The sequence below is a fragment of the Pseudomonas sp. IC_126 genome, assembly GCF_004331835.1.
Lineage (GTDB): Bacteria > Pseudomonadota > Gammaproteobacteria > Pseudomonadales > Pseudomonadaceae > Stutzerimonas.
This window is the reverse complement of sequence record NZ_SJSS01000009.1, coordinates 13,477-32,418: the sequence shown is the minus strand read 5'-3', so window position 1 is coordinate 32,418 and position 18,942 is coordinate 13,477. Positions and strand designations below refer to the sequence as shown.

General features: G+C 59.9%; 19 protein-coding genes. 15 read left to right on the top strand and 4 right to left on the bottom strand.

What is annotated here, in order from left to right:
* The first annotated feature begins 76 nt into the window (after positions 1–76).
* The 4 genes from E0D86_RS20545 (at position 77) to E0D86_RS20530 (ending at position 4,440) form a co-directional block, all read left to right on the top strand.
* Positions 77–2,521 carry a Lon protease family protein gene (locus tag E0D86_RS20545; protein ID WP_131651885.1) on the top strand — a complete coding sequence of 815 codons (2,445 nt, stop codon included), beginning with the start codon at positions 77–79 and terminating at the stop codon, positions 2,519–2,521.
* Between the two features lie 175 nt (positions 2,522–2,696).
* A complete protein-coding gene (locus tag E0D86_RS20540) occupies positions 2,697–3,032 on the top strand; it encodes a hypothetical protein (RefSeq protein ID WP_131651884.1) in 336 nt (111 codons plus the stop codon).
* A 164-nt stretch (positions 3,033–3,196) separates the two neighbouring features.
* The gene (locus E0D86_RS20535) at positions 3,197–3,685 is read left to right on the top strand and encodes a TIGR00645 family protein (protein ID WP_131651883.1); all 489 of its coding nucleotides are present in this window, start codon (positions 3,197–3,199) and stop codon (positions 3,683–3,685) included.
* Positions 3,686–3,822: 137 nt separating this feature from the next.
* Complete coding sequence (locus E0D86_RS20530; RefSeq protein WP_131651882.1) at positions 3,823–4,440, top strand: FKBP-type peptidyl-prolyl cis-trans isomerase; 618 nt, start codon at positions 3,823–3,825, stop codon at positions 4,438–4,440.
* A gap of 178 nt (positions 4,441–4,618) precedes the next feature.
* Here the strand turns inward: E0D86_RS20530 and E0D86_RS20525 are convergent, their stop codons facing one another.
* Together E0D86_RS20525 and E0D86_RS20520 are read right to left on the bottom strand one after the other, a co-directional pair.
* Positions 4,619–4,846 carry a hypothetical protein gene (locus E0D86_RS20525; RefSeq protein WP_131651881.1) on the bottom strand — a complete coding sequence of 76 codons (228 nt, stop codon included), beginning with the start codon at positions 4,844–4,846 and terminating at the stop codon, positions 4,619–4,621.
* A 158-nt stretch (positions 4,847–5,004) separates the two neighbouring features.
* Positions 5,005–5,973 (bottom strand): polyprenyl synthetase family protein, encoded by a 969-nt coding sequence (locus E0D86_RS20520; RefSeq protein ID WP_131651880.1) that lies wholly within the window; start codon positions 5,971–5,973, stop codon positions 5,005–5,007.
* A 247-nt stretch (positions 5,974–6,220) separates the two neighbouring features.
* Between E0D86_RS20520 and rplU the strand changes: the two genes are divergently transcribed.
* From rplU to E0D86_RS20495, 5 genes are all read left to right on the top strand, one after another.
* Positions 6,221–6,532, top strand: coding sequence for a 50S ribosomal protein L21 (gene rplU / locus E0D86_RS20515; protein ID WP_019339712.1), 312 nt, complete (start codon positions 6,221–6,223; stop codon positions 6,530–6,532).
* A 35-nt stretch (positions 6,533–6,567) separates the two neighbouring features.
* Positions 6,568–6,825, top strand: a complete 258-nt coding sequence (gene rpmA, locus E0D86_RS20510) for a 50S ribosomal protein L27 (protein WP_025240448.1) — start codon at positions 6,568–6,570, stop codon at positions 6,823–6,825.
* Between the two features lie 162 nt (positions 6,826–6,987).
* Positions 6,988–8,205 (top strand): Obg family GTPase CgtA, encoded by a 1,218-nt coding sequence (cgtA, locus tag E0D86_RS20505; protein ID WP_131651879.1) that lies wholly within the window; start codon positions 6,988–6,990, stop codon positions 8,203–8,205.
* Positions 8,206–8,312: 107 nt separating this feature from the next.
* Positions 8,313–9,431, top strand: a complete 1,119-nt coding sequence (gene proB, locus E0D86_RS20500) for a glutamate 5-kinase (protein ID WP_131651878.1) — start codon at positions 8,313–8,315, stop codon at positions 9,429–9,431.
* Positions 9,432–9,439: 8 nt separating this feature from the next.
* Positions 9,440–9,901, top strand: a complete 462-nt coding sequence (locus tag E0D86_RS20495) for a CreA family protein (protein ID WP_131651950.1) — start codon at positions 9,440–9,442, stop codon at positions 9,899–9,901.
* A gap of 342 nt (positions 9,902–10,243) precedes the next feature.
* On the opposite strand, the gene rpsT is transcribed toward E0D86_RS20495, so the two are convergent.
* The gene (rpsT, locus tag E0D86_RS20490) at positions 10,244–10,522 is read right to left on the bottom strand and encodes a 30S ribosomal protein S20 (protein ID WP_014854146.1); all 279 of its coding nucleotides are present in this window, start codon (positions 10,520–10,522) and stop codon (positions 10,244–10,246) included.
* Between the two features lie 215 nt (positions 10,523–10,737).
* Between rpsT and murJ the strand changes: the two genes are divergently transcribed.
* The 6 genes from murJ (at position 10,738) to ispH (ending at position 18,415) form a co-directional block, all read left to right on the top strand.
* Positions 10,738–12,285: a murein biosynthesis integral membrane protein MurJ gene (gene murJ, locus E0D86_RS20485; protein ID WP_131651877.1), complete on the top strand. Its 1,548-nt coding sequence runs from the start codon at positions 10,738–10,740 to the stop codon at positions 12,283–12,285.
* Positions 12,286–12,369: 84 nt separating this feature from the next.
* Positions 12,370–13,320 carry a bifunctional riboflavin kinase/FAD synthetase gene (gene ribF / locus E0D86_RS20480; protein WP_131651876.1) on the top strand — a complete coding sequence of 317 codons (951 nt, stop codon included), beginning with the start codon at positions 12,370–12,372 and terminating at the stop codon, positions 13,318–13,320.
* Between the two features lies 1 nt (position 13,321).
* Complete coding sequence (gene ileS / locus E0D86_RS20475; RefSeq protein WP_131651875.1) at positions 13,322–16,153, top strand: isoleucine--tRNA ligase; 2,832 nt, start codon at positions 13,322–13,324, stop codon at positions 16,151–16,153.
* A 201-nt stretch (positions 16,154–16,354) separates the two neighbouring features.
* The gene (gene lspA / locus E0D86_RS20470) at positions 16,355–16,858 is read left to right on the top strand and encodes a signal peptidase II (protein WP_131651874.1); all 504 of its coding nucleotides are present in this window, start codon (positions 16,355–16,357) and stop codon (positions 16,856–16,858) included.
* A complete protein-coding gene (fkpB, locus tag E0D86_RS20465; RefSeq protein ID WP_131651873.1) occupies positions 16,851–17,288 on the top strand; it encodes an FKBP-type peptidyl-prolyl cis-trans isomerase in 438 nt (145 codons plus the stop codon). Before lspA ends, fkpB begins: the two co-directional genes overlap by 8 nt.
* Positions 17,289–17,470: 182 nt before the next feature.
* Positions 17,471–18,415 carry a 4-hydroxy-3-methylbut-2-enyl diphosphate reductase gene (ispH, locus tag E0D86_RS20460; RefSeq protein ID WP_131651872.1) on the top strand — a complete coding sequence of 315 codons (945 nt, stop codon included), beginning with the start codon at positions 17,471–17,473 and terminating at the stop codon, positions 18,413–18,415.
* Between the two features lie 107 nt (positions 18,416–18,522).
* On the opposite strand, the gene E0D86_RS20455 is transcribed toward ispH, so the two are convergent.
* Positions 18,523–18,942, bottom strand: a complete 420-nt coding sequence (locus tag E0D86_RS20455) for a type IV pilin protein (RefSeq protein ID WP_131651871.1) — start codon at positions 18,940–18,942, stop codon at positions 18,523–18,525.

Sequence of the window (18,942 nt, the reverse complement as noted above, 5' to 3'; positions counted from 1 at the left end):
CTTGCAGCAGGGCAGTGGCAACGCCAGAATGGCGGCATCAATCGTGGTCACACGGCCACTCCAGCAAGGATTTCCGATGCCCCAAACTGACGCTGCCGGCCTGCGCCTGGCGCCCGAGGCGCTGACCCGCCCCTTCGAACCCAGCCAGTTCGACTTCAAAACCACTGATGAACTGGAACCTTTCCTGGGCGTTCTTGGCCAGGAGCGAGCCGTCGAGGCCTTGCAATTCGGCGTGGCGATGCCGCGTCCCGGTTACAACGTCTTCGTGATGGGCGAGCCGGGCACGGGGCGTTTCTCCTTCGTGCGGCGCTATCTCAAGGCTGAAGGCAAGCGTCTGGATACGCCGTCGGATTGGGTGTACGTGAATAATTTCGACGAGCCCCGCGAGCCGCGCGTGGTGGAACTGCCACAGGGCGGCGCGGGTGAATTCATCGCCGACATCGGTCAACTGATCGACAATCTCATGGCGACCTTCCCGGCGGTGTTCGAGCATCCGAGCTTCCAGCAGAAGAAGAGCGCCATCGACCGCGCCTTCAATCAGCGCTACGACAAGGCGCTGGATGTGATCGAGAAGCTCGCGCTGGAAAAGGAAATCGCACTTTACCGCGACAGTAGCAATATCGCCTTCACGCCGATGAAAGACGGCAAGTCGATGGACGAAGCCGAGTTCGCGCAACTGCCGGAGGCGGATCGCGAGCGCTACCACGAAGATATTTCCGCGCTGGAAGTGCAGCTGAACGAGGGGCTCGCCAGCCTGCCGCAGTGGAAGCGCGAATCGAGCAACCAGTTGCGTCAGCTCAACGATGAAACCATCAGCCAGGCATTGCAGCCGCTGCTGGCACCGCTGTCGGAAAAATACGGTGAAAACGCGAGCATCGAAGCTTATTTGCAGGCCGTGCAGGTCAACTTGCTGAAGACCGTGGTGGAACAGCTGGTCGACGAGAATCGCCCCGACGCCCAGACCCGCCAGCTGCTGGAAGAACAGTACAGCCCGAGCCTGGTGGTCGGGCATCCGCTGGATGGCGGCGCGCCGGTGGTATTCGAACCACACCCGACCTACGACAACCTGTTCGGTCGCATCGAGTACAGCACCGATCAGGGCGCGCTTTACACCAGTTATCGCCAGCTGCGTCCGGGTGCGCTGCACCGCGCTAATGGCGGCTTCCTGATGCTCGAAGCGGAAAAGATGCTCGGCGAGCCTTTCGTCTGGGAAGCGCTCAAGCGTGCGTTGCAGTCGCGCAAGCTGAAAATGGAATCGCCGCTGGCCGAGCTGGGGCGTCTGGCCACCGTCACCCTGACGCCGGAAGTCATACCGCTCAACGTCAAGGTGGTGATCATTGGCTCTCGGCAGCTGTACTACACCCTGCAAGACCTGGATCCGGATTTCCAGGAGATGTTCCGCGTACTGGTGGACTTCGACGAGGAGATTCCGCTGGCCGAGGACAGCCTCGAACAGTTCGCCCAGCTGATGAAGACGCGCACCTCGGAAGAGGGCATGGCGCCGCTGACCGCAGCGGCGGTGGCGCGTCTGGCGACCTACAGCGCGCGTCTGGCCGAGCATCAGGGGCGCTTGTCGGCGCGTATCGGCGATCTGTTCCAATTGGTCAGTGAAGCGGATTTCATTCGCCAGTTGGCCAAGGACGAGGTGACCGATGTTGGCCACATCGAGCGGGCGCTGAAAGCCAAGGCGACTCGGACCGGCCGTGTCTCGGCGCGAATTCTCGAGGACATCCTCGCCGGAGTCATCCTCATCGACAGCGAAGGTGCGGCCATCGGCAAGTGCAACGGCCTCACCGTGCTGGAAGTCGGCGACTCGGCGTTCGGCATGCCAGCGCGCATCTCCGCCACCGTTTATCCGGGTGGCTCGGGGATCGTCGATATCGAACGCGAGGTCAACCTCGGCCAGCCGATTCACTCCAAGGGCGTGATGATCCTGACCGGCTTTCTCGGCAGCCGCTACGCACAGGAATTCCCGCTTGAGATTTCCGCCAGCATCGCGCTGGAGCAGTCCTACGGGTACGTCGATGGCGACAGTGCATCGCTGGGCGAATGTTGCGCGTTAATCTCAGCCATTTCACGTACGCCGTTGAAGCAGTGCTTCGCCATCACCGGCTCGATCAACCAGTTCGGTGAAGTGCAGGCGGTTGGTGGCGTGAACGAGAAGATCGAAGGCTTCTTCCGTCTCTGCGAAGCGCGCGGTTTAACCGGCGAGCAGGGCGCGATCATACCTTTCGCCAATGTGACCACTCTGATGCTCGATGAGCGTGTGCTGGAAGCCGTACGTCAGGGGCGCTTCCACGTGTATGCGGTCCGCCATGTGGATGAGGCGCTTTCGCTGCTGGTGGGCGAGCCGGTAGGTGCGGCGGACAAGGAAGGAAACTTCCCCCAAGGCAGCGTTAACGACCGGGTGGTGGAGCGCTTGCGCGATATCGCCGAGATCGAGCTCGAGGATGACAGTAAAAGCGATGCGGCGTCTCCAGAGGAGGTGCTGGCACAAGCGAAGGGGGGCGAGCAGAACTGACCGGTTCTGCATTGAGCAAAAACCGGACGGAACGATACGGCCGGCGGCGGGTCTGCAGTGGACGAGAATTCCCACTCTCTGTCCACATGGTTATCCACAACTTCTGGGGATAAACAGGTTGGCCCGCCCATTCGTCCTGGATGACGGTGCGCAACCGAGCGCGAGGATCGCCGTCATGTCTCAAACACTCTGTCTGAACCGTCAATGCCTGGGTCTGGTTACCCGTATCGAATGCATCATTCGTCCACTAAACGGCGGACAAGGCTTGTGGACCTTGCTTTGTGCGGCCGGGATCGACGCCGGCCAACCCACCGCGATCAAGGCGCAGGGCCCATTCCATGGGCCTCGCGAGGCCGAGACGGTGCTGCAGGCGATCGCCAGCAATCTTCACGGGCAGGGCTATTGTGAGTCCGATTCGCCATCGATCTGGCAGTTGCACATGCACGCCGAGCTGCGCAAGATCAACGCCAATCAGGCTCGCTATCTGAGCGGTTGGGAATCCAGAACCTGATTCCTGGCCACGCTCGTGCTGGGCGAGCAGGGCTGACTTTGCGAATCGAGTCGGCGCTCAAGATTCTTATCCACAAGAAAAATCTGCTGTCATAAAGGCATTCTTGAAGGCGCTGTGGCGCTGCGTATACTCGCTGCCGATATCAGCTCCTCAAGTGAGAACAGATGGAACGCTTCGTCGAGAACACCATGTATGCGGCCCGCTGGCTGCTTGCCCCTATCTATTTCGGCCTGGCGTTTGCCCTGCTGGCATTAGCGATCAAGTTCTTTCAGGAGATCTGGCACATCCTCCCGGCCGTGCTTTCGCTGAGCGAAGGCGATCTGATCCTCAAATTGCTCTCGCTGATCGACATGGCGCTGGTCGGTGGCCTGCTGGTCATGGTGATGCTTTCTGGCTACGAGAATTTCGTATCGCAACTGAACGTCGATGAGGGCAAGGAAAAGCTAGATTGGCTGGGGAAGATCGATTCCGGCTCGTTGAAAATGAAGGTCGCGGCATCGATCGTGGCGATCTCATCCATTCATCTATTGCGCATGTTCATGGATGCTCAGCAGCTAGAGAGCGAGCAATTGATGTGGTACGTGATCATTCACTTGACGTTCGTATTCTCCGCCTTCGCCATGGGTTATCTGGACAAGATCACCAAGCACTGAGTGCAAATCGTCCAGCTGCAAGCCGCACGTTTAGGCCACAAAGTGCGTGCGTGCGTGCGTGCGTGCGTGCGTGGGCGGGCGGGCCGGGCCGCAAGCTGTGCTAGGCTAGCTGCCCTTTTTTCCTGCGGAGCCCAGGCATGACCGACCTCAACCTAACCACCGACGAAACGCGCGTGAGCTATGGCATCGGCCGCCAGCTGGGCGATCAGCTGCGCGAGAATCCGCCGCCCGGCATCAGCCTGGATGCGGTCATCGCTGGGATCCGCGATGCCTTTGGCGGTGTGGCCAGCCAAGTCAGCCCGGAAGACCTGAACGCCAGCTTCGCCGTGATCCGCGAGCGCATGCAGGCCGAAGCCCAGCAGAAAGCCGAAGCCGCGGCAGGCGAAGGCAAGGCGTTCCTGGCTGATAATGCCAAGCGCGAAGGCGTTACCACGCTGGCTTCGGGCCTGCAGTATGAAGTCCTGACCGCTGGTGAAGGCGCTAAGCCGACCCGCGAGGACCAGGTTCGTACGCATTACCACGGCACTTTGATCGACGGCACCGTCTTCGACAGCTCCTACCAGCGCGGCCAGCCTGCAGAGTTTCCTGTGGGCGGTGTAATCGCCGGCTGGACCGAAGCGCTGCAACTGATGGGCGTCGGCAGCAAGTGGCGTCTCTATGTGCCGAGCGAACTGGCCTACGGCGCCCAGGGTGTCGGCAGCATTCCTCCGCACAGTGTGCTGGTCTTCGATGTCGAACTGCTCGCGGTTCTGTAAGTCGCCATAGGACGCTGTTGGCGTTTCGGCGCGGTCGAATTGCCCTTGGCCGATTCATTCGGCCAGCAGACGCAAAAGGCCGAACAAGTTCGGCTCGACAGGGCCTGGAGAAGTGGTCCTTCACCGTCACGAACGAAACGCCTGTAGGACCGAATTATTTCGGCCAATGCGTTCGGCCTCAGGGGCGCAACGCCCGGGCATAGGAGAACAGGAACAGGTTGCGTACCTGTTCCTTGAGCACGCAGGGTTCGCTGGTGCTCAGCTCCTGCAGATCCAGATCGCCCTGGTCACGAAGTTCGTTCAGGGCGTCTCCCTCCAACGAAATGCACACCGCACCGGTATCGCGATCGAGTATGCGCAGGTAGGGTTGTGGGCGGTCCAGCCATGCATCAATCAGATAAGTCATGTTCGGCTCCAGTTGATTTCCTTAATGAGAATAATTGCTATTTGCAAAGATGCAAGCGCAAAAATACTCGTCGGGATCAATGGCGGAGCGGACTGAAGGAAGGGCGAGGTGGGCTGATAGGAAACTGAAGGGTGCCAGTTGCACCCTGTTTTGCTGGATCAGTGCGTGCGAGCGACGGCGAAGCGGCTGAGCTCTACCAGTGCATCGCGATACGCGTTGGCCGGAAGCAGTTCAAGACAGGCGATTGCTCGATCGGCATAGTCGCGCGCCAGGCGTGCAGTGTAGTCCAGTGCGCCGCAAGCTTGTACGGCGCTGCGGATGCTTTCGAGGTCTTCGATACCGCCTTTCTGGATAGCCTTGCGCACCAGTGCGGCCTGCTCATCAGTGCCTTCGCGCATGGTATAGATCAGCGGCAGGGTCGGCTTGCCTTCAGCCAGGTCGTCGCCGACGTTCTTGCCCAGGGTTTCGGCATCTCCCTGGTAATCAAGCAGGTCATCGACCAGCTGGAAGGCAATGCCAAGATAGTCGCCAAAGGTGCGCAGCGCTTCGCGTTGTTCCTCATCGGCCTCGGCCAGAGTGGCGGCGCTGTGGGTGGAGGCTTCGAACAGCATGGCCGTCTTGCCGCGAATGACCTCCATATAAATTTCTTCGGTGGTGCTGGCGTCGCGAACCTTGGACAGCTGCAGCACCTCGCCTTCGGCAATTACACGCGTGGCCTGGGAAATGATGCGCATAACTGGCATCGAGCCTAAGTCGACCATCATTTCGAACGAGCGTGCATAAAGGAAGTCGCCGACCAGTACGCTTGGGGCGTTGCCCCATAGTGCATTGGCGGTGGAGCGGCCGCGGCGCATGCCGGACATATCGACCACGTCGTCATGCAGCAGGGTCGAGGTGTGCAGGAATTCGATGATGGCAGCCAGCAGACGCAGCTGATCACCCTTGAGGCCGAGCGCGTTACCGCTGAGCAGGACCAGCAGTGGACGCAGGCGCTTACCGCCGGCGGAAGTGATGTAGTCCCCGATCTTTTCAACCAGCGGTACGCGAGACGTCAGCTGGTTACGGATGATGCCGTCGACTGCGGCAAAATCGTCAGCCACTACTTGGTAAAAGGACTGGGGGTGCATCGGGGACGAGTACTCCTCGGAGGTTGCGCGGCATGCTATGGGGCGGGTCTGGTACTGTCAAGGCGAGGCCAGGCGGCTATTGCGCCGGGTCTGGCGGATGCGTACAATCGCGGACCCTGAACATTCCCCCTGGGCATTTCCCTGCCTTACGCAATTGCAAGAGTGTCCCTCCGGACCTCAAGCAGCCATGCCAGCCACCAACTATTTCACTTAAGCGCTGGGTGAGCAGGATCAACGGAGATACAAGATGTACGCAGTTATCGTTACTGGCGGCAAGCAATATAAGGTCGCCGAAGGCGAATACCTCAAGATTGAAAAACTCGAAGTTGCCACTGGCGAAGCAGTCACTTTTGACCGCGTTCTGCTGGTTGGCAACGGCGATGATGTCAAGATCGGCGCTCCGGTGGTCGATGGTGCCAAGGTCACTGCTGAAGTGATTGCTCAGGGTCGTCACGACAAGGTCACCATCATCAAATTCCGCCGTCGTAAGCACCACATGAAGCGTCAGGGCCACCGTCAGTGGTTCACTGAGGTCAAAATCACCGGTATTCAGGGCTAATCGGACCTGAATCCCCTTATAGGAGTATTGAACTCATGGCACACAAAAAAGCTGGCGGTTCTACCCGCAACGGTCGCGACTCAGAAGCCAAACGACTTGGCGTGAAGATGTACGGCGGCCAGGTCATCAAGGCCGGTAACATCATCGTGCGTCAGCGCGGCACCCAGTTCCACGCCGGTTACGGCGTTGGCATGGGCAAGGATCACACCCTGTTCGCGAAAGTCGAAGGCGTGATCAAGTTCGAAGTGAAGGGCGCTTTTGGTCGTCGCTACGTGAGCGTCGTCGCAGCCTAACTGCGGCGTTGCTGGAAAAGCCCTGTCATGCGACGGGGCTTTTTTGTTTCTGTATCCTCTATAGGGCTCTTGCAAAACACTGCTTTGCTCTAGTTTTCGATGGTTCTGCAAGACCCTTATATTCCTGTTTTCTAGCCCGTCCTTGCGGCGGGAGGCGTTCCCATGAAATTCGTCGATGAAGTATCGATTTTTGTAAAGGCCGGTGACGGTGGTAATGGCATGATGAGCTTCCGTCGCGAGAAGTTCATCGAGAAAGGCGGCCCCAACGGCGGCGATGGTGGTGATGGCGGCTCCATTTATCTGATGGCCGACGAAAACCTCAACACGCTGGTCGACTACCGCTACACCCGCCGCTTCAATGCGCCGAATGGCCAGAAAGGTGGCAGCACCGAATGTACTGGTGCCAAGGGCGAGGATTTGGTTCTGCCGGTACCAGTTGGCACGACGGTGATCGATGCGGCAACGCAGGAAGTCATCGGCGATCTGACCAAGCCTGGTCAGCGCCTGCTGGTCGCGCAGGGTGGCTGGCATGGCCTGGGTAACACACGTTTCAAATCAAGCACCAACCGAGCGCCTCGGCAAACCACGCCGGGCAAGCCGGGTGATGCGCGCGATTTGAAGCTTGAGTTGAAAGTGCTGGCAGACGTCGGCCTGCTGGGCTTGCCCAATGCCGGCAAGAGCACGTTCATTCGCTCCGTGTCGGCTGCCAAGCCGAAGGTCGCGGATTACCCGTTCACCACGCTGGTGCCGAACCTGGGCGTGGTCAGCGTGGGACGCTACAAAAGCTTCGTGATTGCCGACATTCCGGGCCTTATCGAAGGTGCATCTGAAGGTGCGGGTTTGGGGATTCGTTTCCTCAAGCACCTGGCGCGTACGCGTTTGCTGCTGCACTTGGTTGACATGGCGCCGCTCGATGAAAGTGATCCTGCCGATGCGGCCGAAGTCATTCTCAACGAGCTTGAGAAATTCAGCCCCGCGCTGGCTCAGCGTGATCGCTGGCTGGTGCTGAACAAGGCTGATCAGCTGCTCGACGAGGAGCGCGAGGAGCGCATGCGTCAGGTGGTGGAGCGTCTCGAGTGGACTGGGCCGGTTTTCGTGATTTCCGCGTTGGAGCGGGAAGGTACCGAGGAATTGAGCCAGGCGATTATGCGTTATCTGGATGAGCGAGCGCTGCGTATTAGCGAAGAGCCGGCCTATGCCGAGGCGCTTGCCGAGCTGGATCAGCAGATCGAAGACGAGGCGCGTGCCCGCCTGCAGGCGCTTGACGATCAGCGGGCGTTGCGCCGCGCTGGCGTCAAGCCGGTAGATGAGGTGGATGACGACGACTTCGATGATGACGACGATGACGAGGGCGGCGCGGAAATCTTCTACGTGCGTTAAGGCTTGTTGTGGTGGTTTGCAGATCTTTGTGCGGGTGCTCGGTGGGCTGGCTCGTCCGTTGCCCGCCGGTATGGTTTTGGCCGGATATTGGATAGAAGGCGGGATCGATGCGGGACAAGGTGAGCGGCGCGCGGCGCTGGGTAGTTAAGATCGGCAGCGCTTTGTTGACCGCTGATGGTCGCGGTCTCGATCAGGCGGCTATGGCTGTCTGGGTCGATCAGATGGTGGCGCTGCGGCAGGCCGGGGTCGAACTGGTGCTGGTTTCTTCCGGCGCGGTCGCCGCCGGCATGAGTCGCCTTGGCTGGGCGGCACGGCCCAAGGCTGTTCACGAGCTGCAGGCTGCGGCTGCGGTGGGGCAGATGGGGCTGATTCGCGCTTGGGAGGCCAGTTTCGGTCGGTGCGAGCAGCAAACTGCCCAAGTGCTGGTCACTCATGACGATCTGTCTGACCGTAAGCGCTATCTGAATGCGCGAAGCACGCTGCGTACGCTGATAGATCTAGGTGTGGTGCCGGTCATCAATGAGAACGATACCGTCGTCACCGACGAGATCCGTTTCGGTGATAACGATACCCTTGGCGCGCTGGTAGCTAATCTGGTCGAGGCTGACTTGCTGGTCATTCTCACCGATCGCGACGGTATGTTCGATGCCGACCCGCGGACTAATCCCGACGCCAATCTGATCAGTGAGGCGCGCGCTGATGATCCTGCGCTGGACGCAGTGGCAGGTTCGACGGGCGGCGCGCTGGGCCGTGGCGGTATGCAGACCAAACTGCGCGCGGCGCGCTTGGCGGCGCGTTCGGGGGCTCATACGGTGATTGTCGGTGGGCGCATCGAGAGCGTGTTGACGAGGCTGAAGGCTGGAGAGCAGTTGGGTACCCTGTTGGCGCCGGAGTGCAGTCGTCATGCCGCACGCAAGCAGTGGCTCGCGGGGCATCTGCAGACGCGGGGGTCGCTAACACTGGACGCCGGTGCGGTGCAGGCGCTCAAGCAGGGGAATCGCAGTTTGCTGCCGGTCGGTGTCAAGGCGGCGCAGGGCGGGTTTCGGCGGGGCGAAATGGTGGTCTGCGTGGGGCCGGAAGGGCAGGAGGTTGCCCGCGGTCTGGTCAACTACAGCGCTGCTGAGGCTCAGCGGATCCTGGGGCATTCATCCGACGAAATCGAGAAGCTGCTTGGTTATGTCGACGAGCCTGAGCTTATTCACCGCGACAACATGATTCTGGTATGAGGCGCTCGATGCGGTTGGCGAAGGCTTTGATGGTGCTGCTGGTCTGTCCGGCAGTCAGCATGGCGCGTGAAGTGGGTGAGGTCGACACGGTTTTCAAGTGGCTCGGGCCGAATCACAAGATCGTCGTGGAGGCGTTCGATGATCCCAAGGTCGAGGGTGTTACCTGCTATTTGTCTCGCGCCAGAACCGGCGGCATCAAGGGCGGGCTCGGCCTTGCCGAAGATCGCGCCGAGGCCTCCATTGCCTGCCGGCAGGTTGGGCCGATTCGCATGAGTGATGAGCTTGAAGATGGTGAGGTGGTGTTCAAGGAGCGGACCTCGCTGGTGTTCAAGACCATGCAGGTGGTGCGCTTTTTCGATGAGGCGCGTAATACGTTGGTTTATCTGGTTTATAGCGACCGGGTGATCGAAGGTAGCCCGCAGAATGCCGTAACGGCGATTCCGATACTCCCCTGGATGCACAATCCATAGGCGGCGAAGCCAGGCATTGCGCCTATAAGGTTCGTAGCTCGTAGGGTGCGCTCCGCGCACCGAAACTTGGGGCCTCGTAGTCCAGGCCTGGCTCGTTTCGGCCCGGCTTTGCCCGGTGCGCGGAGCGCACCCTACACCGACCAAGCTATTGTCAGCTCGACGGTCGCTTGGCTGATGTACGTTTTTCTTACGTTCTCTTTCCTGCGGAGGAGGGCTTACTACGCATATGATCGATGATTCGCTGCATAGCCGCTTAAAGCGGCAATCGCTCGCCAGTGCTCGATCCAAAAACCAGGCACAAAAAAACCGGCGCTAGGCCGGTTTTTTTCAAGAACCTGCAGTTTAGGCTGCAGCAGCTTCGCCGAGGGCCTTGATGTGGCCGTTCAGGCGGCTCTTGTGACGAGCGGCTTTGTTCTTGTGGATGATGCCCTTGTCGGCCATGCGGTCGATTACAGGCACGGCTGCGGTGTAAGCAGTACGAGCTTTTTCCAGATCTTTTGCATCAATGGCCTTGACCACATTCTTGATGTAGGTGCGGACCATGGAGCGCAGGCTGGCGTTGTGGCTGCGACGCTTCTCAGCCTGAATTGCGCGTTTTTTGGCGGAAGGGCTGTTGGCCACCGTCGAACTCCTCGAAAACGTGGGATTACAAAGCAAATAAGGCCGCGAATCATGCCGATGCGGCGCGGGCTTGTCAAGCATGACTGAAGATTGATGACGCTGGCCGGACAGAAGGGCTGCCGCTAAACTCGCGGCCTCTTTATCTGTCGTAATTGCCCGTCGATTCCGGTGGCCAATGCTGGCCGGAACCTCTGTCGCAACCTCTGGGAAAACAAATGTCCGATACGTCCGGCAAAAGCGGATTGCTGCGTTCTAGCGCGGTAGTCAGTGTGATGACGCTGCTGTCCAGGGTGCTGGGCATGGTACGCGATATGGTCGTGGCCAGCTACTTCGGGTCCGGTGCTGCGGCGGACGCATTTTTCATTGCCTTCAAAATTCCCAATTTTCTGCGGCGCCTGTTTGCCGAAGGCGCTTTCGCCCAAGCGTTCGTGCCGGTGCTGTCAGAATACCGAACCAAGCGGACGCTGCTGGAAGTCAAGCTGCTGGTCGATCGCACGGCCGGCATGCTTGGCTTGATCCTGACCGGCATTACTGCCATTGGGGTTCTGGCATCGCCTTATGTCGTGATGCTCTTCGCGCCGGGATTTCATGATGAGCCGGAGAAAATGCAGTTGGCCGGCGAGTTGCTGCGCATCACCTTTCCGTACCTGCTGTTGATTTCCCTGACGGCCTTCACGTCCGGTGTGCTCAATAGCTATGGGCGCTTCGCTGTGCCGGGTTTTACGCCGGTGCTGCTTAACGTCTGCATGATCGCTTCGGCAGTGTTTCTTACGCCTTACTTCGATCAACCCATCATGGCGCTGGCCTGGGGCGTATTCATTGCTGGATTTGCTCAACTGGCCTTCCAGCTTCCTTATGTCGCCAAGCTGGGGTTATTGCCGCGGCCTCGGGTGAAGTTCGGTGACGAGGGCGTGCGACGGATCATGCTGTTGATGGTTCCCGCGTTATTTGGGGTGTCGGTCAGTCAGATCAATTTGCTGCTTGATACGGTGCTCGCCTCGTTCCTGCAGACTGGCAGCGTGTCGTGGCTTTATTACGCGGATCGGCTTTCGGAGTTGCCGCTCGGCGCGTTCGGTATCGCCATTGGTACGGTCATTCTTCCAAGCCTTTCGCGCCAGCACGCCGGCGAAGACCCCAAAGCTTTTTCCGATACGCTCAACTGGGCGCTGCGAATGGTGCTGCTGGTAGGTATTCCTGCGGCGCTCGCGTTGGGCATTCTGGCCGAGCCGCTGATTGCCAGCCTGTTCTTCTACGGCGCGATGAGCGAGGAGGCGGTGGTGCAGTCGGCCCGTGCGCTTGAGGCTTACTCGCTTGGGGTGCTGGCATTCATGCTGATCAAAGTGCTCGCGCCCGGCTTCTTCGCTCGCCAGGATTTGAAGACGCCGGTGCGGGTCGCGATTATTTGCATGGTCGCCAATATGGTGATGAACCTGATCCTGATCTGGCCGCTCAAGCATGTCGGGTTGGCGCTGGCGACTTCGCTGTCATCAATGCTCAACGCCGGACTGCTGTTTTGGGGCTTGTACAAGATCGGCGTGTTTCGAGTTGCGCCGGGCTGGAGCGTATTTCTCCTGCGGCTGGCGGGCGGTTGTGCGGCCATGGTGGCGACGATCTGGTGCCTCAACGCGCCGTCGGTCGAATGGTTCGCCTGGGCGTGGCAGCAGCGCGCGTTGCAGCTGGGGCTGCTGGTGGTGGCCGGGATCGGGGCTTTCGTTGCAGGGCTAGTAGTGCTCGGCTTGCGACCGCGCCATCTTCGTCACTGATTGGTGGGCCGGGCTCGCGGCAAACCTGTCCGCGACTGGCGGCTCATGCGTATAATCGGCGACTTTTCAAGCAAGAAGTGCGGTATGCAGCTGGTTCGAGGTCTTCATAACCTGCGGCCCCGGCATCGGGGTTGCGTTGCCACTATCGGCAATTTCGACGGCGTTCATCGTGGGCATCAGGCCATTCTGGCCCGCCTGCGTGAGCGTGCCGCCGAGTTCGGCCTGCCCAGTTGTGTGGTGATCTTCGAACCCCAGCCGCGCGAATATTTCTCGCCGGACAAGGCGCCAGCACGCCTGACTCGGCTACGTGAAAAGCTGCAGCTACTGGCTGAACAGGGCATCGATCGGGTGCTATGCCTGGCCTTCAATCGTCGTTTGCGCGAGATGAGCGCCGCTGAGTTCGTCCATGCGACGCTGGTCGAAGGGCTTGACGTCCAGCATCTCGAAGTCGGCGATGACTTCCGCTTCGGCTGTGATCGTGCCGGGGATTTCAATTTTCTATTGAAAGCGGGCGCTGCCGAAGGCTTCAGTGTCGAGGCTGCCACCACCATTGAGGTGGAGGGAGAGCGCGTCAGCAGTACGCGGCTGCGCCAAGTGTTGGCCGATGGCGATCTGGCTCTGGCCGAGCGCCTGCTCGGTCGTCCGTTCAGCCTTGCCGGGCGGGTTATGCATGGTCAGGCGCTCGGGCGTCAGCTTGGCGCGCCGACCGCCAATGTCCAGCTCAAGCGCAAGAGCACGCCGCTCAGCGGGGTGTTTATGGTGAGTACGGGGGTCGATGACGTGCTGCAGCCGGCGGTGGCCAATATCGGTATGCGCCCATCGGTCGAAAGTGACGGCAAGCCACATCTCGAAGTGCATTTGCTCAACTACCAGGGCGACCTCTATGGTCGTCAGCTACGCGTGACCTTTCATCGCAAGCTGCGTGACGAACAGCGCTTTGCCTCGCTGGAGGCGCTCAGGACGGCGATCGAAGCCGATATCGCCGCGGCTCGCGAATACTGGCGAGCTTCACCCTTTACCACGAGTCAGGACTGAAATGACCGATTACAAAGCGACCCTCAATCTGCCGTCCACGGCATTTCCGATGAAGGCCGGTCTGCCACAGCGCGAGCCGGAGACCCTGCAGCGCTGGAACAGCATTGACCTCTACGGGAAGCTGCGGCAGATCGGCGAGGGTCGCCCGAAGTTCGTCCTGCATGACGGCCCGCCGTACGCCAACGGCAGCATTCATATCGGCCATGCGGTGAACAAAGTCATTAAAGATTTCATCGTCCGCTCCAAGACCCTAGCGGGTTTCGATGCCCCCTATGTGCCGGGCTGGGACTGCCATGGCCTGCCGATTGAGCACAAGGTCGAGATCACCTATGGCAAGAACCAGCCAGCCGATCTGACCCGGGAGCGCTGCCGCGCCTATGCCGCTGAGCAGATCGAGGGACAGAAGGCTGACTTCATCCGCCTTGGCGTGCTCGGTGAGTGGGACAATCCGTATCGCACCATGGATTTCGCCAACGAGGCCGGTGAAATCCGAGCGCTGGCGAAGATGGTCGAAGGTGGTTTCGTCTTCAAGGGCCTGAAGCCGGTGAACTGGTGTTTCGACTGCGGCTCGGCACTGGCCGAGGCAGAAGTTGAGTACCAGGATAAGAAGTCCGACGCTATCGACGTCGCTTTCCAGGTCGAGGACGCGGACAAGCTGGCAGCGGCCTTCGGCGTGGCGGCGTTGGCCAAACCGGCCAGTATCGTCATCTGGACCACCACGCCCTGGACCATTCCGGCCAACCAGGCGCTCAACGTGCATCCCGACTTCGTCTATGCCCTGGTCGATATCGGCGAGCGCCTGCTGGTGCTGGCCGAAGAACTGGTCGAATCCTGCCTGCAGCGTTACGGCCTGAGCGGTGAGATTGTCGCCCGTTGCGAAGGCAAGGCGCTGGAATTCATCCGTTTCCGTCATCCTTTCTATGAGCGCTTCGCACCGGTCTATCTGGCTGACTACGTGGAAACCGGCGCCGGTACCGGCATCGTTCACTCGGCGCCCGCATACGGTGAAGACGACTTCCGCTCTTGCAAGCATTACGGCATGGAGAACGACGATATTCTCAGCCCGGTGCAGAGTCATGGCGTCTACGTATCGGATCTGCCGTTCTTTGGCGGCCAGTTCATCTGGAAGGCCAACCCGGCGATTGTCGAGAAGCTGGCTGAAGTCGGTGCGCTGCTCAAGCATGAATCCATCCAGCACAGCTACATGCATTGCTGGCGCCACAAGACACCGCTGATTTACCGCGCCACCGCGCAATGGTTCGTCGGTATGGACAAGGTTGCTCACGACGGCAGTTCCTTGCGTCGCCGGGCGCTGGATGCCATCGAGCAGACCGAATTCGTCCCCGCCTGGGGCCAGGCGCGACTGCACGGCATGATCGCCGGACGCCCGGACTGGTGTATCTCGCGTCAACGTACCTGGGGCGTGCCGATCCCGTTCTTCCTGCATAAGGAAAGCGGCGAGCTGCATCCGCGTACTGTCGAACTGATGGAAGCTGTGGCGCAACGCGTGGAGCAGGGCGGAATCGAAGCCTGGTCGAAGCTGGACGCCGCCGAGCTGCTTGGCGAGGAAGCGGCGCACTACGAGAAGATCAGCGACACCCTGGACGTCTGGTTCGACTCCGGCACCACCCATTGGCACGTGATGCGTGGCTCGCATCCGATGGGGCATGACCACGGTCCGCGTGCGGATCTGTATCTGGAAGGTTCCGATCAGCATCGTGGCTGGTTCCACTCGTCGCTGCTGACCGGTTCGGCCATCGACGGCCACGCGCCTTACACGGGGCTGCTGACGCACGGCTTCGTGGTCGATGAAAACGGCCGCAAGATGTCCAAGTCGCTGGGCAACGTGGTTGCGCCGCAGGAAGTTACCGACAGCCTGGGCGCCGATATCCTGCGCCTGTGGGTCGCGTCCACCGATTATTCCGGTGAGATGGCGGTTTCTAAGGTCATTCTGCAGCGCAGCGCCGACTCCTATCGCCGCATTCGTAATACCGCGCGCTTCCTGCTCTCCAACCTCGACGGTTTCGACCCGGCGCAACATCAGGTTCCGGCTGATCAGCTGATTGCGCTCGACCGCTGGGCCATCGACCGCGCCCTGTTGTTGCAGCGGGAAATCGAAGAAGCCTACGGCACCTACAAGTTCTGGAACGTCTACCAGAAAGTGCACAACTTCTGCGTACAGGAACTGGGCGGTTTCTATCTCGACATCATCAAGGATCGTCAGTACACCACTGGCGCTGACAGCCTGCCGCGGCGCTCCTGCCAGACCGCGCTGTACCACATCGCCGAGGCACTGGTGCGCTGGATCGCGCCGATCTTATCGTTCACCGCCGATGAGATCTGGCAGTACCTGCCGGGCGAGCGTAACGAATCGGTCATGCTCAATACCTGGTACGAGGGGCTGGCCGAGCTCCCAGGCAATGTCGAACTTGGCCGTGAGTTCTGGGGCAAGGTCATGGCAGTCAAGGCTGCGGTGAACAAGGAACTGGAAGCCCAGCGCGCGGCCAAGACCATCGGCGGCAACCTACAGGCCGAAGTAGTGCTCTACGCCGAAGACGCCCTGGTGGCGGATCTGGCCAAGCTGGGCAACGAGCTGCGCTTCGTGCTGATCACCTCGGCGGTGAAGATAGCGCCTCTAGCCAACGCACCTGCCGATGCGGTGCAAAGCGAGCTGTCGGGTCTCAAGCTGCAGGTCAGCAAAACTGACTATGCCAAGTGCGGCCGCTGCTGGCACCACCTGCCCGACATCGGTGGTCACGCGGCGCATCCAGAGATCTGCGGCCGCTGTGTTGAAAATATCGAAGGCGCTGGCGAGGTGCGTCACTATGCGTGACAGCGCACGTGATCGTAGGATGGGTTCCCACTGTGGACTTTTGCGGCCTGTCGCGAGCGTCGGCTTCGTAGGGTGGGCTTCAGCCCACGGTTGGCAGAACGGACGCAATCTCGGTGGGCTGAAGCGGAGCGTCGCCCGGCCCACCCTACGATTTGACCCGACGGCGGGTGCAATCCGCCATGCTCTTTCGAGGGCAGAGGCATGACTTCGCGTTTCGGCAAGCTGTCATGGCTATGGCTTAGTGTGTTGGTCATCGCCCTGGACCAGGCGACCAAACACTATTTCGAAGCCAACTTCAGCCTGTACCAGAAGGTCGACGTGATCCCCGATTACTTCGCCTGGACGCTGGCCTATAACACCGGTGCGGCATTCAGCTTTCTGGCCGATCATTCCGGCTGGCAGCGTTGGTTGTTCGCGGCGATCGCCATCGGCGTCAGTGCCGTGCTGGTGGTCTGGATGAGGCGCTTGAAGCCGAACGAGACCTGGCTCGCGGTTGCCTTGGCGCTGGTGCTAGGTGGCGCGCTCGGTAACCTCTATGACCGCGTCGTACTGGGCCATGTCGTCGACTTCATCCTGGTGCATTGGCAGAACCGCTGGTATTTCCCGGCGTTCAATATTGCCGACAGCGCCATCACCATCGGCGCAGTGATGCTGGCGCTGGACATGTTCCGTAGTAGTAAAACGGGAGAAGCGGTAAATGACTGAACAACGCATCGCGCAGGATATGCAGGTCACCCTCCATTTCGCGTTGAGTCTGGAAGATGGCGAGCAGGTCGATACGACTTTTGACAAGCAGCCGGCGACCTTCAAGGTCGGTGATGGAAGTTTGTTGCCGGGGTTCGAACAGCAGTTGTTCGGGCTCAAAGCCGGTGATAAACGCACCTTCCAGATCGCACCAGAGCAAGGCTTCGGTCAGCACAATCAACAAAATGTGCAGACCATGCCGCGCAGTCAGTTCGAAAGCATGGAGCTGTCCGAAGGCCTGCTAGTGATTTTCAACGATGCCGCCAAAACAGAGTTGCCAGGTATCGTCAAAGCCTTCGATGAGCGTCAGGTGACCGTGGATTTCAACCATCCGCTGGCTGGCAAGGCGTTGACGTTCGAGGTGGAGATATTCGAGGTCAAGCCGGTCTGAATAATTCGCTTCGTAGGCAATCTGCTCCTTTAGGAATTTGGGGACGGCTAATCCCTGCTGGCGAATCAGAGTGCGTAGCCCTGCCGCGCGTATGGTCGTTGTGCTGATGCCAGCCCCGCTTCTTACTGCTGCCTAAAAATTTACACTCAACAACTCACCCGCCCCGAGCGCCGAGAAGTCACATGCAAATCAAACTCGCCAACCCGCGCGGATTCTGTGCCGGTGTCGACCGTGCCATCGAGATCGTCAACCGTGCCCTGGAAGTATTCGGGCCGCCGATCTATGTGCGCCATGAAGTGGTGCACAACAAGTTCGTGGTGGAAGACCTGCGCGAGCGAGGCGCAATTTTCGTCGATGAGCTCGATCAGGTGCCGGATGGCTTCATCGTCATCTTCAGCGCCCACGGCGTATCCCAGGCGGTGAAAATAGAGGCTGATAGACGTAGTTTGAAGGTTTTCGACGCGACCTGTCCGCTGGTGACCAAGGTCCATCTGGAAGTGACCAAATACAGTCGCGAAGGGCGAGAGTGCATCCTCATCGGCCACGAGGGCCATCCGGAAGTTGAAGGCACGATGGGCCAGTACGATACCGCCAACGGCGGCTCGATCTACCTGGTCGAGGATGAGGAAGACGTCGCCCAGTTGCAGGTTCGCAACCCAGAGGCGCTGGCTTTCGTAACCCAGACCACGCTATCCATGGACGACACCAGCCGGGTGATTGATGCCCTGCGCACCCGCTTCCCCAGCATCGGCGGCCCGCGCAAGGACGACATCTGCTACGCCACCCAGAACCGCCAGGACGCCGTCAAGCAACTGGCAGGGGAGTGCGACGTGGTCCTGGTGGTCGGCAGCCCCAACAGCTCCAATTCCAACCGCCTACGCGAGCTGGCCGAGCGCATGAATACGCCCTCCTACCTGATCGACGGCGCCGAGGACCTCAAGCGCGAATGGTTCGCTGCAGACGCCCGCATTGGCATCACCGCAGGCGCCTCAGCGCCTGAAGTGCTGGTGCGTGGTGTGATCGATCAATTACGTGAGTGGGGCGCCACCGGGGTGAATGAGCTGGATGGGCGACCGGAGAGCGTAACGTTTTCGATGCCGAAGGAGCTGCGGGTGAGGCAGGTGTAGAGCTATCAATTGATTACCACCCAAGTTGCGATTAGTGGTGTGAGTCCTGCTTCTCTACATAAAAAGCCCAGCATTGATGCCGGGCTTTTTCATGCCGCCAAAGCGCATTACCTCCAGCATTGATCGACGGTTTTCCCCCCAGTGTTCCCTTTGACGCCCAGCGCGTTAAGTGTGAAATTGCCGCATGCAGCGTCGCCAAAGGCTTGGGTTGCAGTCAGTGAATAGCCCCCGTCGCCTGTGCCGACGGTCAAGGTATATTTCCCTGTATCCGACTTGACGGTGGTGCCATTGGTGCCGCGCAGCCCAAGTTTGGCGATGTCAGCCGCAGCGGTTACATAGCTATTATTTTGCGCAAAGAATCGCTCTTGGCTCGCAGCTGCATCCTGTAGCAATGCCTGTCCCTCGCTCCGGTTGCTGCGTTGTACGTACTCCATATAGTTGGGGTAGGCGATCGCGGCGAGAATCCCCAGGATGCCTACCACGATCATCAGCTCGATCAGGGTAAAGCCTTTGCTGTGCTGTTTCAT

Bases quoted from the DNA above. Each gene is read 5' to 3' on its own strand.
- E0D86_RS20455 (WP_131651871.1), bottom strand. From the start codon at position 18,942: ATGAAACAGCACAGCAAAGGCTTTACCCTGATCGAGCTGATGATCGTG.
- murJ (WP_131651877.1), top strand. From the start codon at position 10,738: ATGTCCGATACGTCCGGCAAAAGCGGATTGCTGCGTTCTAGCGCGGTA.
- E0D86_RS20545 (WP_131651885.1), top strand. From the start codon at position 77: ATGCCCCAAACTGACGCTGCCGGCCTGCGCCTGGCGCCCGAGGCGCTG.
- lspA (WP_131651874.1), top strand. From the start codon at position 16,355: ATGACTTCGCGTTTCGGCAAGCTGTCATGGCTATGGCTTAGTGTGTTG.
- ribF (WP_131651876.1), top strand. From the start codon at position 12,370: ATGCAGCTGGTTCGAGGTCTTCATAACCTGCGGCCCCGGCATCGGGGT.
- rplU (WP_019339712.1), top strand. From the start codon at position 6,221: ATGTACGCAGTTATCGTTACTGGCGGCAAGCAATATAAGGTCGCCGAA.
- fkpB (WP_131651873.1), top strand. From the start codon at position 16,851: ATGACTGAACAACGCATCGCGCAGGATATGCAGGTCACCCTCCATTTC.
- E0D86_RS20530 (WP_131651882.1), top strand. From the start codon at position 3,823: ATGACCGACCTCAACCTAACCACCGACGAAACGCGCGTGAGCTATGGC.
- cgtA (WP_131651879.1), top strand. From the start codon at position 6,988: ATGAAATTCGTCGATGAAGTATCGATTTTTGTAAAGGCCGGTGACGGT.
- rpmA (WP_025240448.1), top strand. From the start codon at position 6,568: ATGGCACACAAAAAAGCTGGCGGTTCTACCCGCAACGGTCGCGACTCA.
- E0D86_RS20535 (WP_131651883.1), top strand. From the start codon at position 3,197: ATGGAACGCTTCGTCGAGAACACCATGTATGCGGCCCGCTGGCTGCTT.
- E0D86_RS20525 (WP_131651881.1), bottom strand. From the start codon at position 4,846: ATGACTTATCTGATTGATGCATGGCTGGACCGCCCACAACCCTACCTG.
- ileS (WP_131651875.1), top strand. From the start codon at position 13,322: ATGACCGATTACAAAGCGACCCTCAATCTGCCGTCCACGGCATTTCCG.
- proB (WP_131651878.1), top strand. From the start codon at position 8,313: ATGCGGGACAAGGTGAGCGGCGCGCGGCGCTGGGTAGTTAAGATCGGC.
- E0D86_RS20520 (WP_131651880.1), bottom strand. From the start codon at position 5,973: ATGCACCCCCAGTCCTTTTACCAAGTAGTGGCTGACGATTTTGCCGCA.
- E0D86_RS20495 (WP_131651950.1), top strand. From the start codon at position 9,440: ATGCGGTTGGCGAAGGCTTTGATGGTGCTGCTGGTCTGTCCGGCAGTC.
- E0D86_RS20540 (WP_131651884.1), top strand. From the start codon at position 2,697: ATGTCTCAAACACTCTGTCTGAACCGTCAATGCCTGGGTCTGGTTACC.
- ispH (WP_131651872.1), top strand. From the start codon at position 17,471: ATGCAAATCAAACTCGCCAACCCGCGCGGATTCTGTGCCGGTGTCGAC.